General features: G+C 70.8%; 14 protein-coding genes. 12 read left to right on the forward strand and 2 right to left on the reverse strand.

Annotated elements, in window-relative coordinates:
• The first annotated feature begins 2 nt into the window (after nt 1-2).
• From HZF19_RS05645 to HZF19_RS05685, 9 genes are all read left to right on the forward strand, one after another.
• A complete protein-coding gene (locus HZF19_RS05645) occupies nt 3-1088 on the forward strand; it encodes a glycosyltransferase family 4 protein (RefSeq protein WP_208027781.1) in 1086 nt (361 codons plus the stop codon).
• 24 nt (nt 1089-1112) lie between these two features.
• Nucleotides 1113-1664, forward strand: coding sequence for a LemA family protein (locus tag HZF19_RS05650; RefSeq protein WP_208027782.1), 552 nt, complete (start codon nt 1113-1115; stop codon nt 1662-1664).
• A 69-nt stretch (nt 1665-1733) separates the two neighbouring features.
• Nucleotides 1734-2576, forward strand: a complete 843-nt coding sequence (locus tag HZF19_RS05655) for a M48 family metallopeptidase (protein ID WP_307781143.1) — start codon at nt 1734-1736, stop codon at nt 2574-2576.
• A complete protein-coding gene (locus tag HZF19_RS05660; protein WP_208027783.1) occupies nt 2573-3655 on the forward strand; it encodes a DUF3048 domain-containing protein in 1083 nt (360 codons plus the stop codon). The genes HZF19_RS05655 and HZF19_RS05660 overlap by 4 nt, the downstream gene beginning before the upstream one ends.
• A 249-nt stretch (nt 3656-3904) precedes the next feature.
• On the forward strand, nt 3905-5032 hold the full coding sequence (locus HZF19_RS05665) for a DUF3048 domain-containing protein (RefSeq protein WP_208027784.1): 1128 nt from the start codon (nt 3905-3907) through the stop codon (nt 5030-5032).
• A gap of 58 nt (nt 5033-5090) precedes the next feature.
• The gene (gene pdxS, locus HZF19_RS05670; protein WP_208027785.1) at nt 5091-5999 is read left to right on the forward strand and encodes a pyridoxal 5'-phosphate synthase lyase subunit PdxS; all 909 of its coding nucleotides are present in this window, start codon (nt 5091-5093) and stop codon (nt 5997-5999) included.
• Nucleotides 6000-6036: 37 nt separating this feature from the next.
• On the forward strand, nt 6037-6639 hold the full coding sequence (gene pdxT, locus HZF19_RS05675; RefSeq protein WP_372443440.1) for a pyridoxal 5'-phosphate synthase glutaminase subunit PdxT: 603 nt from the start codon (nt 6037-6039) through the stop codon (nt 6637-6639).
• Between the two features lie 6 nt (nt 6640-6645).
• Nucleotides 6646-7401, forward strand: a complete 756-nt coding sequence (locus HZF19_RS05680; protein ID WP_208027787.1) for a YebC/PmpR family DNA-binding transcriptional regulator — start codon at nt 6646-6648, stop codon at nt 7399-7401.
• Nucleotides 7402-7403: 2 nt separating this feature from the next.
• The gene (locus tag HZF19_RS05685; protein WP_208027788.1) at nt 7404-7880 is read left to right on the forward strand and encodes a redoxin domain-containing protein; all 477 of its coding nucleotides are present in this window, start codon (nt 7404-7406) and stop codon (nt 7878-7880) included.
• Nucleotides 7881-7964: 84 nt separating this feature from the next.
• Here the strand turns inward: HZF19_RS05685 and HZF19_RS05690 are convergent, their stop codons facing one another.
• A complete protein-coding gene (locus HZF19_RS05690) occupies nt 7965-8795 on the reverse strand; it encodes an ABC transporter permease subunit (RefSeq protein WP_208027789.1) in 831 nt (276 codons plus the stop codon).
• The gene (locus HZF19_RS05695; RefSeq protein WP_208027790.1) at nt 8792-9805 is read right to left on the reverse strand and encodes an ABC transporter ATP-binding protein; all 1014 of its coding nucleotides are present in this window, start codon (nt 9803-9805) and stop codon (nt 8792-8794) included. Before HZF19_RS05695 ends, HZF19_RS05690 begins: the two co-directional genes overlap by 4 nt.
• A gap of 138 nt (nt 9806-9943) precedes the next feature.
• On the opposite strand from HZF19_RS05695, the gene ruvC reads away from it, so the two are divergent.
• The 3 genes from ruvC to ruvB are packed head-to-tail and all read left to right on the forward strand — an operon-like array spanning nt 9944 to nt 12127.
• A complete protein-coding gene (ruvC, locus tag HZF19_RS05700; protein ID WP_208027791.1) occupies nt 9944-10450 on the forward strand; it encodes a crossover junction endodeoxyribonuclease RuvC in 507 nt (168 codons plus the stop codon).
• Nucleotides 10447-11058 (forward strand): Holliday junction branch migration protein RuvA, encoded by a 612-nt coding sequence (gene ruvA, locus HZF19_RS05705; RefSeq protein WP_208027792.1) that lies wholly within the window; start codon nt 10447-10449, stop codon nt 11056-11058. Before ruvC ends, ruvA begins: the two co-directional genes overlap by 4 nt.
• A 13-nt stretch (nt 11059-11071) precedes the next feature.
• A complete protein-coding gene (ruvB, locus tag HZF19_RS05710; protein WP_208027793.1) occupies nt 11072-12127 on the forward strand; it encodes a Holliday junction branch migration DNA helicase RuvB in 1056 nt (351 codons plus the stop codon).
• Nucleotides 12128-12163 lie beyond the last annotated feature (36 nt).

Genomic DNA, 12163 nt, shown 5'->3' on the forward strand with positions numbered 1-12163 from the left:
CGATGCGTATCGGCGTCATCTGCCCGTACAGCCTCACCGTCCCGGGTGGGGTGCAAGGCCAGGTGCTCGGGCTCGCACGCGCCTTGCGGCAGATGGGGCACGACACACGGGTGCTGGGCCCCTGCGACGGGCCGCCGCCGGACGGTGGCGTGACCCCGCTCGGCAACAGCCTGCCCACGGCGGCGAACGGTTCCATCGCTCCGATCGCCCCTGACGTCCCGGCGCAGCTCCGCACCATCCGGGCGCTGCGGGACGAAGCGTTCGACATCGTCCACCTGCACGAGCCGCTCTGCCCGGGCCCCACCCAGACCGCGCTGCTGTTCAAGTCGCAGCCCCTGGTGGGCACGTTCCACGCCGCTGGTGGGTCCGCGGCGTACCGGTGGCTGAACCCGCTGGTGCGCTGGGGTGCCAACAAGCTCGATCACCGCTGCGCGGTCTCCGAGGACGCGAAGCGCATGGCCTTCGACGCCCTGGGCGGGGAGTACGAGCTGGTGTTCAACGGGGTCGAGGTCGACAGCTTCGCCAAGGCGGAGCCCTGGCCCACTGACGCCCCCACCATCTTCTTCGTCGGGCGCCACGAGCCCCGTAAGGGGTTGGCCGTCCTGCTCGAAGCGATGGCGGAGCTCCCCGCGACCGTGCGGCTGTGGGTCGGCAGCGACGGCCCCGAGACGGCAGAGCTCAAGGCCCGCTCGGCGGGCGATCCGCGCATCGAGTGGCTGGGACGTATCTCGGATCACGAGAAGGCTCGGCGGATGCGAGCGGCCGACGTGTTCTGCGCGCCGTCTCTGCGAGGCGAGTCCTTCGGTGTGGTCCTCCTCGAAGCGATGGCCGCGCAGACCCCCGTCGTGGCCAGCGACCTGCCGGGCTACGCCAACGTCGCCCGCAAGGGTCGGGACGCGCTGCTGGTCCCGCCCGGCGAGGCTTCCGCGCTGGCCGCCGCGCTGCGCCGCATCCTCTCGGACCGGGAGTTGGCCGAGGAGCTCGTGGCCTCCGGCGAGCGCCGGGCGTCGGAGTTCTCCATGGACCACCTGGCCGAGGTCTACCTGGCGCTGTACACGAAGGTGCTCGAGCGTGCCGGCATGGCGTGAGCGACCCCTCGGTATGATGATCGGATGCTGATCGCACTGATCCTGCTCGGGATCGTCGTGCTGCTGGTGATCATCGTGATCGCCCTCTACAACAGCCTCGTGCGGCTCCGTAACCGCATCGATGCCGCGTGGGCGCAGATCGACGTACAGCTCAAGCGGCGCTACGACCTCATCCCGAACCTCGTCGAGACGGTGAAGGGCTACGCCGCTCACGAGCGAGAGACGCTCGAGAAGGTCACCCAGGCTCGGAACATGGCCGTCGCGGCGGAGGGGCCGCACCAGCAGGCCGAGGCCGAGAACGTGCTCACCGGCGCCCTCAAGTCGTTGTTCGCGGTCTCCGAGGCCTACCCGGACCTGAAGGCGAACCAGAACTTCCTGGCGCTGCAGGAGGAGCTGACCGGCACGGAGGGGCGCATCGCGTACGCCCGGCAGTACTACAACGACCAGGTCTACAAGTACAACACCAAGATCCAGACCTTCCCGGCTCTGCTGATCGCAGGCCCCTTCCGCTTCACCGAGCGCGAGTTCTTCGAGGCAGACGACGAGTCGCGGGGTCCGGTCAGCGTCTCGTTCTGATCGGGGGCTCCGCTGTACGAACAGGTCAAGCAGAACAAGCGCCGGTCCGCGGCGCTGATCCTGATCTTCGTGCTCCTGCTCACCGCGGTGGGGGCGGTGTTCATGTGGTTGTTCCAGTTCGGCTGGGCCGGCATCGCCATCGCGCTCGGGGTGGCGATCGCCATGGCGGTGGGCTCCTACTGGAACTCGGACAAGGTGGCGCTCGCGGTCACCCGTGCCCGGCCCGCGGATCCCGAGACGTACGCGCGCCTGCACAACCTCGTCGAAGGTCTCTGCATCGCCACAGGCCTGCCCAAGCCGCGCTTGTACGTGATCGACGATCCTGCGCCGAACGCCTTCGCGACCGGGCGCGACCCCAAGCACGCCGCGATCGCGGTCACTTCGGGTCTGCTCGAGAAGATGAACCGCATCGAGCTCGAGGGGGTCCTGGCTCACGAGCTGAGCCACATCAAGAACTACGACATCCTCGTCTCAACCCTCGCGGTCATCATGGTGGGCGCCATCGCGTTGATCTCGGACCTGGGCATCCGCTTCTTCGTGTTCGGGGGACGCCGCAACGACCATCAGGGCAGTGCGGGAGGCCTGATCGCGCTGATCTCACTGGTGTTCATCGCTCTGGCGCCACTCGCTGCCACACTCATGCAGTTCGCGGTGAGCCGCCGGCGCGAGTCGCTCGCCGACATGTCCGCGGTCGAGATCACCCGCTATCCACCGGGGCTGATCGCGGCGCTCGAGAAGCTCCGTGACGACCACACGGTGGTGCGGGAGAACAACCGGGCCACCGCCCATCTCTGGATCGAGGAACCGATGCCGCAGTACGAGGGCGAGAACCGGCGCAAGCACCGGTGGTCTCACCTGTTCGACACCCATCCTCCCATCGAGGAGCGGATCGCCGCGCTGCGGGAGCTGTGAGCGCGACCTCAGGTCGCCGCCGGGCCGTGCTCGCCGGCGGTGGGAGCCTGGCCGGTGGGCTCCTGGCGGCGGCGGTCTTCCTGCTTGCCGCCCGTGGCGGCGAACAGGTCGAGCAGGCCGGCCCGGGGGCACCGGTGGCCGAGACCACCACCACCGTGCCGGCACCAGCGCCGCTGGCCCCGCTGACGGGGCTCCCAGCCGACCCAGCTGCCCTCGAGCGGGTGGCGCTGGTGGTCAAGATCGACAACGCGGAGGGGCTGGCCCGCCCGCAGGCCGGTATCAACCAAGCCGATGTGGTGATCGAGGAGAAGGTCGAGGGCAACATCTCGCGCTTCGTCGCCGTCTTCCACTCCACCGACGCGCCGCTGGTGGGTCCGGTCCGCTCGGCCCGCACCACCGACCTTTCACTGATCGACGCGCTCGATCGCCCGCTCTTCGCCTATTCGGGAGCCAACCGGATCTTCCTGGAATTGGTACGAGCGGCCCCCTTAGTCGATGTCGGCTTCGATGCGGCGCCGTCCGACTACGAACGGCTCCCCGGCCGCAAGGCACCGAACAACCTGTTCACTTCCACGCCCGCGCTGTGGGCCCGGGCACCCGCCGGCGGCTCACCGCCCGCCCCGTTCGCGTCGTTCGCCGCGCCGGGCTCGCGAGCCGTGCCGCCGGCCGGGGCCCTCCCGGCCGCCACCGGGGGGTTCTCGTTCGGGGCCACCGGGACCAGGATCGAGTACCGCTGGGACCCGAGCCGGCGGGGCTGGCTCCGCTGGCAGAACGGGACGGAGCACGTCGACACCGACGGCTCCCAGGTCGCGCCGGCGAACGTGATCGTCCAGTTCGTGCGCTACGTGGACTCGGGGGCACGCGACTCGGCGGGCAACCCCGTGCCGGAGGCCGAGACGACGGGGGAGGGGGACGCGCTGGTGTTCACCGAGGGAGCGGTGATCGCCGGGACGTGGTCCCGACCCGATCCCACCCGGATGGCGGCGTACCAGGATGCCGCCGGCCAGCCCGTGACGCTGACCGCCGGCCGCACGTGGGTGGCGCTGGTGCCGGTGGGCACGAACGTCGACGTCGGCTGAGCCGGTTGGGGCTGGGCCCTTTGGCTCATTTCTCGCGATCGGTGCTGTCGATGGCACCACACGTGGCGCGCGGCTCCGCCGCGCAGGGCGCTATACGGGCCAGAGTCGTTGACCGACCGTGCGGTTCGGCACCGAGTGCGTTCGACCGACCCGTCTGAGGGATCCACCACCGCGACTCGCGAGCTTCCTACAGTGCAGGCCCGGGTGGAGACCTGGGTCCCGGCCCGCCGGGTCATGACGGAGGTTCACGTGCGTCGACGCTCTCGGCTTCTCGCCCCGCTCCCGGGCGCTGCTCTGATCGCCTCGCTCGCCCTGCTCAGCACCTCGTGTGGCGATGGCACCAAGCCGGTGGAGGCTGCTGCTCCCCCCTCGTCGGCTGCGCCGGCCACCAACAGCCCGACCACCTCGACAGCTCCGGCCCCGACCTACCCGCTCACGGGCCTGCCGATCGACGATCCGGCCGCGGCGGGCCGGCCGGTGGTGGTGGTGAAGATGGACAACAGCCCCGATGCCCGCCCGCAGGACGGCATCAACGAGGCCGACGTGGTCTACGAGCTGCTCGTCGAAGGGATCACCCGCTACGCGCTCGTGTACCACTCGCAGCTTCCCGACCGGGTCGGGCCGGTCCGCTCCGGTCGGAGCTCCGACCCACCGCTGCTGGCCAACCTGAACCGGCCGTTGATCGCCTGGTCAGGTGGGAACCCCGGGGTGACGGCCGAGATCCTCGGGGCGGCGCACAACGGGTTCCTCGTCGACGCCGGCTACAACGCGTTCCCCGGCGACTACTGGCGCGACGGCGCTCGCCGGGCGCCGCACAACCTCTACACGGCCCTCGGCCCGCTCCGCGACCACGCAGCGCCGGAGGGAGCCACGGCGCCGCCCCCCCTTTTCGAGTACGCGACGCCCGGTGAGGTCTCGACCCAGGGGGTCGAGGCGGCAGGGGCGGTGATCGACTTCGGCCTGAGCGTGCGGGCGGAGTACGTGTGGGACGCGGAGCGCAGCGGCTGGGACCGCTTCCAGATCGACGAGCGCCACCCCCGGCCCGAGAGCGCCACCGTGGACGGCGCTGGCGTCCAGGTGTCGCCCCCCAACGTCGTCATCCTGTTCCTCGACTACGGGACCAGCCCGGCGGACGCTCGCTCGCCGATGGCGGTGAGCACCGGGAGCGGGCAGGCCTTGGTACTCACCCGCGGGAGGGTGATCAGCGGGACCTGGGAGCGGCCCACACCGCTGGACCGCTGGACGCTGCGAGATGACGCGGGCAATCCCATCAAGCTTGCCCCCGGGCGCACCTGGGTGGCACTCCCGCGTACCGGCGCCCCGGTGCTCCCGCTCGACGCGTCGACCGCCGCCGAGCTGCTCATGTATCGCCGCTGACCTGGTGCGACCGGCAATCACTGCCGGGAGCCGTGCCCGTCGGCCGTAGACTGGCGGCATGGCAGACCACACCACCGACCCGGCCTCCGGGCGCGAGACCGGCACCATGCTGGTCAAGCGAGGCTTGGCCGAGATGCTCAAGGGCGGCGTCATCATGGACGTCGTCGATCCCGACCAGGCGAGGATCGCCGAGGACGCGGGCGCGGTGGCGGTCATGGCCCTCGAGCGGGTACCGGCCGACATCAGGCGAGACGGCGGGGTGGCGCGCATGAGCGACCCCGAGATGATCGAGGGCATCAAGGCCGCCGTGACCATCCCGGTCATGGCCAAGGCCCGGATCGGCCACTTCGTGGAGGCCCAGATCCTGCAGGCGCTCGGGGTCGACTACGTCGACGAGAGCGAGGTCCTCACGCCTGCCGACGAGGCGCACCACATCGACAAGTGGGCCTTCACCGTGCCCTTCGTGTGTGGGGCCACCAACCTGGGCGAGGCGCTCCGGCGCATCGGTGAGGGTGCAGCCATGATCCGTTCGAAGGGAGAGGCAGGCACGGGCAACATCGTCGAGGCCGTCCGACACCTGCGCTCGATCCTCGGCGACATCCGGCGCCTGACGCAGGCCGATGCCGCCGAGGTCTTCGACTGGGCGAAGCGGCTGCAGGCTCCCTTGCCTCTCGTGCAGGAGGTGGCGGGGACGGGCCGCCTACCCGTCCCGCTGTTCTGCGCGGGGGGCATCGCCACCCCTGCCGACGCCGCGCTGGTCATGCAGCTCGGCGCCGAGGCGGTCTTCGTCGGCTCGGGGATCTTCAAGTCGAGCGAGCCCGCTCGCCGGGCCCGGGCCATCGTGGAGGCCACGACGAACTACCGCGACCCCGAGATCCTGGCGAAGGTGAGCCGCGGTCTGGGTGAGGCCATGCCGGGCCTCGAGATCGGCGGCCTCGACACGAAGCTGGCTGAGCGGGGCTGGTGATCTCGCCACGAGCGTGGCTCGTGACTCCGGCGGTGCCGTGGCGGTGAAGGTCGGTGTGCTCGCGTTGCAGGGTGCCTTCGCCCTGCACACCCGCGCGCTCGAGCGACTCGGTGTCGCGGCCATCGAGGTCCGCACGCAGGAGGATCTCGTTGGGGTCGACGCACTGGTCATCCCGGGAGGGGAGTCCACCGCGATCTCCAAGCTCCTGGAGGCCAACCACCTGTTCGACGCGATCGCGTCGCGGCTTGCGGGTGGGATGCCGGCTCTGGGAACCTGCGCCGGCATGATCCTCCTGGCCAACGACGTGCTCGACGGTCGGGCAGACCAGCGGTCGTTCGGGGCGCTCGACATCGCGGTCAGGCGCAACGCGTTCGGCCGCCAGGTCGACTCCTTCGAAGCCGAGGTGCACGTCGCCGCCATCGGTGACCAGCCCTTCCACGGGGTCTTCATCCGAGCTCCATACGTCGAGTGGTCGGGTCCGGGGGTCGAGGTGCTCGGCGTCATCGACGGTCGGCCGGTGGTGTGCCGGCAGGGTCCCGTGCTCGCCACCGCGTTCCACCCCGAGCTCTCGGACGATCTGCGCATCCACGAGCTGTTCCTGTCCGGATCGCACGCCGTGACGGACACACCGGAGAGGTAGAGGCGAATGTCGGGTCATTCCAAGTGGGCCACGATCAAGCACAAGAAGGGCGCGCAGGACAAGGCGCGCGGGAAGCTTTTCGCCAAGTTGATCCGGCAGGTCGAGGTGGCAGCACGCGAGGGGGGTGGCGACCCCGATGCCAACCCGACGCTGCGCACCATGTACCAGAAGGCCCGTGACAACTCCGTCCCCCTCGACACCATCGAGCGGGCCATCAAGCGCGGCACCGGTGAGCTCGAAGGCGTCACCTACGAGTCGATCACCTACGAGGGCTACGCGCCCAATGGCGTGGCCGTGCTCATCGACGTGCTCACCGACAACCGCAACCGGACCGGGTCGGAGATCCGATCGCTGCTCAAGAAGAACGGTGGCTCCATCGCGGAGCCGGGTTCGGTGGCATGGCAGTTCGAACGCAAGGGCGTGGTGATCGTGCCGAAGTCCGTGGAGGAGGACGACATCATGCTCGCCGCGCTCGACGCCGGCATCGAGGACCTCACCGACGAGGGAGACACCTGGCGGGTCACCTGCGCACCGGGCGATCTCCCCGCGGTGCGCGCCGCGCTCGAAGCCGAGGGGATCGCGTTCGAGTCGGCGGACACCACGATGCTGCCGACCACCACCGTCCCGATCGAGACCACCGAAGCGGCCAAGGCGGTGTTGCGGGTCATGGACGCGCTCGAGGACAACGACGACGTGCAGGACGTCTACGCGAACTTCGACATCCCTGACGAGATCCTCTCCGGGATGTCGGTGGAAGCCTGACCGTGCCCCTGGGCATCGGCGAGCCCGCACCGGACTTCACGCTGCCCGGCACCGACGGCACGGCCGCGGGGAGGCGGTCGTACTCGCTCTCGGAGCTCCACGGTCAGCCCGTGGTGCTGGTGTTCTACCCGGCTGACCGCTCGCCGGTGTGCACCGTCCAGCTCGCGACGTACAGCGCGGACATCGGCCGGTTCGCCACCCTGGGCGCCGCGGTGCTGGCGATCAGCCCCCAGTCGGTCGACGAGCACGAGGCCTTCGCTGCGGCGGAAGGGGGGTTCGCGTTCCCGCTCCTGTCCGACGAGGACAAGGCGGTCGGCCGTGCCTACGGGATCCTCGGCCCGCTCGGCTTCTACCGCCGCTCCGTGTTCGTGATCGACGGCGACGGCGTGGTCCGTTGGGCGCACCGGTCGCCCTCGGGCCTGACGTTCCGCTCGGTCGACGAGCTGGTCGACGTCCTGGGCTCCCTCCCCGCCACCTGACCCGAGCCCGGGGTCGCGGCCTGCTCCCCGCGCTCCGGAAGGTCTCGGTGGTCGGCCGCTCCGCCGGCGGGCCGAATCGGGGCCCTACTGCTCGTTCGCCACGCCGAGCAGGCGGGCTCGGGTGAGCGATCGGAAGCCGGTGGCGAGGCTGGTCAGGGCGATGGCCCAGGCGATGACCCCGATGGTCAGCGAAAGCACCGGTGTCCCGGAGCCCAGCAGCGCACCGGTGGACTGCCCGTAGGCGATGAGGATGAGCGGCAGGGTCACCAGCCCGGATGCCTGCTGTGCCGCGGCAGTGCTCTTGACCCGTGCGGACAGTCGCAGCACCAGCGAGAGCGCCAAGGCGAGGAACGGGGGCAGCACCCAGATGATCAGCAGCCACCACGACGGGGTCGGGAAGAACCAGCCGCCGACGTCCGGGCCCACGATGGTGTTCACCAGCAGCGAGTAGACCCCGAAGCCCACGACGGTGGTCACGTAGCCGGGTATCAGGCTGGCGAGGAGCTTGCCGAGGTAGATCTCGCGGACGTCCGCCGGGGAGTGGGCCAGGAACTCCCCGGTGCCGCGCTCGCGCTCGCCCACGATCGTGGAGGCGCCCACCGCGGTGGAGATGGTGAGGGGTACCACCACCGCTATGGGGGCGAACAGGTACACCGCCAGCACGTAGGACACCTGGGTCTGTGCCGGTGCTTGCGGCACCGCGTCCTGCGCGGACTTCGGGAGCATCTCGAGCGCCTGGGACACCTGCTGGACGGCGTCGACGTTCCCGAGGTTGTTGATGATCGAGAGCATCAACGCCGGCACGCCGACGAAGAAGAACCCGCCGAGCAGCACCATCGGGATCCAGAAGTCCTTCGACTGGACGAGCTGCTTCAGGTCCGTGCGCATGACCGTGAACATCCGCTGGGTGTTCACGGCTGGACTCCCACGGCCTGTGCCCGGCGTTCGGCTCGTACCGCGAAGTAGAGGTCCTCGAGGGTGGGCTGGTGCGGCTCGACCCGGGTGAGCCGCACCCCTTCCGCCGCCAGCCGGGAGATCAGGTCAGGCACCCGTCGGAGATCGTCGAGCTGCAGCTCGACCCGTGGGCCTCTCGCGGTCTCGACGTGCTGGAGGGAGAGGACTCCCTCCCAGTTGCGGGCCCGGTCGAGCATCGAGGGATCCTCCGCGTCGAGGTGGACGGTGTCGTGGGGCCAGTAGCGGCGGGTCAGCTCCTCCTGGGTCCCGGTGAGCAGATCGCTGCCGTTCTCGAGGACCACGATCTGGTCGGCGAGGCCCTCCGCCTCGATCAGCAGGTGGGTGCACATGATCACCGTGCGCCCGTCGGAGGTCATCTCCCGGATGAGCTCGAGCACCGCGTGGGAGGACTCCGGATCCAGCCCCGACGTCGGTTCGTCGAAGAGCAGCAGCTCGGGATCGTGCAGCACCGAGCGGGCCAATGCCAGGCGGGTCTTCATCCCCGTCGAGTAGCCGCCCACCTGTTGGTCGAGCGCCTCGAGGATCCCGAACCGTGCCGCCGCCTCCCGGATGGGGCCGACCGCGTTGCGGCCGAGGCCGTAGAGCTCCGCCGCGTACTGGAGGTTGTCCCATCCCGACAGGCGGTCGTAGAGGGCGGGTTTCGCCGACACCACCCCGCATCGCCGGCGCACCTCCTCACCGAGGACGTTCGGGTCCGCCCCGAAGGTGCGCACGTAGCCCCGGTCGGCGTTCAGCGCGCCGGTGACGATGCGGATGGCGGTGGTCTTGCCGGCACCGTTCGGACCCAGCAGCACCGTGATGCGGCCGCGGGGGACGAGGAGGTTGAGATCGGACAGCGCGGGGACCCGTCCGAACCGGCGGGTCACGTTGCGCACCTCGACGACCAGGTCCGGGTCCAGGACGGAGGCGCCGATCCCCGGCGAGGGCGCGGGTTCGGTCGTGGTGGTCACAAGGATTCATCGGCAGCAGCCTCAGCTCCTGTAGCACCCAGCGGGCGCGAGCCCTCCGGCTGGCGGGGTGTGCTGGCAGCGGAGGCTCTGGCGGGACGGTCCACCCATGGGCGGTCCCCGGCCGCTAGCGTCGTACAGGTGTTCGTCCTCGGCATCGACCCCGGTGTGTCCCGGTGCGGCTACGCGGTCATCGAGGAAGGCGGGAGAGGTGGTGGCCGCGCCGTGGCAATCGGGGTACTCACCACGCCGGCGAGTTCGCCGATCCATCACCGACTGGCGGAGCTCCAGCGGGAGCTCCGGGCCCTGCTGGCGGAGTTCCGGCCGGCGGCGGTCGCCGTGGAGCGGGTCCTGTTCTCCATCAACGTCCGCACGGCGATGGCCGTCGGACAGGCGAGCGGACTGGCCATGGCCGAGGCCGCGGCCGCGGGCTGTGAGGTGGCGCAGTACTCGCCCAACGAGGTCAAGCAAGCCGTCGCGGGCTATGGCGGCGCGACCAAGGCACAGGTGCAGCGCATGGTGCAGACCCTCCTCGATCTGCCCGCCGTCCCGCACCCACCGGATGCTGCCGACGCCGCGGCGGTGGCGCTGTGCCACCTCGCGATGGCGCCACTGCACGCGGCCACAGCCAGGGGGGTCAGGCCGTGATCGGCTCGCTGCGGGGCACGCTGGTCGAGCGGGCTGGCGACGGTGAGCTGCTCGTCGAGGTGGCCGGCGTCGGCTACCGGGTGACGGTCACCCCCACCACGGTGGTGGAGGCGGGCGAGCCGGGCGACGAGGTGTTCCTCTACGTCCACCACCACCGCCGCGACGACGTCGAGACCCTCTACGGGTTCCTGTCCCGCGAGGAGCGAGCGTGCTTCGAGGCGCTGATCGGCGCCCACGGGGTAGGCCCGGCGCTGGGCCTCGCCATCCTCGCCGTCCACTCGCCGCCGGCGCTGCAGCGGGTGCTGGCCGACGACGACCTGGCCGCGCTCTGCCTCGTGCCGGGCATCGGCAAGAAGACCGCGGCCCGCCTGCTGGTCGAGCTCAAGTCACGCCTCGACGTGCCGGGCCTCGAGACCGCGGCGACGGCTTCGTCGGATGCGGGCGGGGGTGGCCGGGCCGCGCGGTCCGCCCGTGCCGATGTCCGCGACGCGCTCGCGAACCTCGGCTACGCGCCCGACGAGGTGGTCGACGTGGTACGTGAGCTGCCCGACGACGGCGATCCCGCCGAGCTGCTGAAGGTGGCGCTGCAACGGCTGGCGGTGGGTTGATCCGGAGGGTGCGATGCGCGACGAGCTCTTGAGCCCTGACCCGACCCCCGACGACCTCGAGCTCGAGCTCGCGGACGATGCAGGCCTGCGACCTCGCCGGCTCGAGGACTTCGTGGGCCAGGGAGAGCTGAAGGAGCACCTGGCGATCATCCTGGAGGCGGCCCGCCGCCGTGGCCAGGCCGTCGACCACCTGCTCTTCGCCGGGCCTCCCGGTCTGGGCAAGACCACCCTCGCGGCCATCGTCGCCGTCGAGATGGGTGTCACCCTCCACGTGACCTCCGGCCCCGCGCTGGAGCGGGCCGGCGATCTGGCCGCGATCCTCACCCGCCTCGACGAAGGCGACGTGCTGTTCATCGATGAGATCCACCGCCTGTCGCGCAACGTCGAGGAGGTCCTCTACCCGGCGATGGAGGACTTCCAGCTCGACATCGTGCTGGGCAAGGGTCCAGCCGCCCGGTCGATCCGCCTCGACCTGCCACGCTTCACCCTCGTGGGTGCCACCACGCGCACGGGCCTCATCACCGGCCCGCTCCGGGACCGCTTCGGGCTGGTGGCCAGGCTCGACTACTACACCGCGCCCGAGCTGGAGGCGATCGTCAACCGGGCCGCTGGCATCTTGGGGGTGGCCGTCGACGCCGACGGCGCGGCAGAGATCGCCCGTCGGGCCCGAGGCACCCCGCGCATCGCCAACCGGTTGCTGCGGCGGGTGCGCGACTTCGCCGAGGTGCGGGGCGACGGGGCGGTTGACACCGCCACCGCCCGGGATGGCCTGGCCCTGTTCGGGGTCGACGATCTGGGGCTGGACAAGGTCGATCGGGCCATCCTGGCTGCGGTCTGCGAGCGTTTCGGTGGAGGGCCGGTCGGCCTGTCGACGTTGGCCATCTCGGTGGGTGAGGCCACCGAGACCGTGGAGGACGTGTACGAGCCGTTCCTCATCCAGCAGGGGCTGCTCATGCGCACCCCTCGGGGCCGGGTGGCGATGCCCGCGGCCTGGCGCCACCTGGGCCTGGCCGCGCCGCCCGGCGCACCCCTCGTCGCCGCCGACGAACCCCCGAGCCTGTTCGGTTGAGACCGGCAGCCGGCGCCGAGGGTCGTAGCCTGGCCG

The sequence above is a fragment of the Rhabdothermincola sediminis genome, assembly GCF_014805525.1.
Taxonomy (GTDB): Bacteria; Actinomycetota; Acidimicrobiia; order Acidimicrobiales; family Acidimicrobilacustridaceae; genus Rhabdothermincola; species Rhabdothermincola sediminis.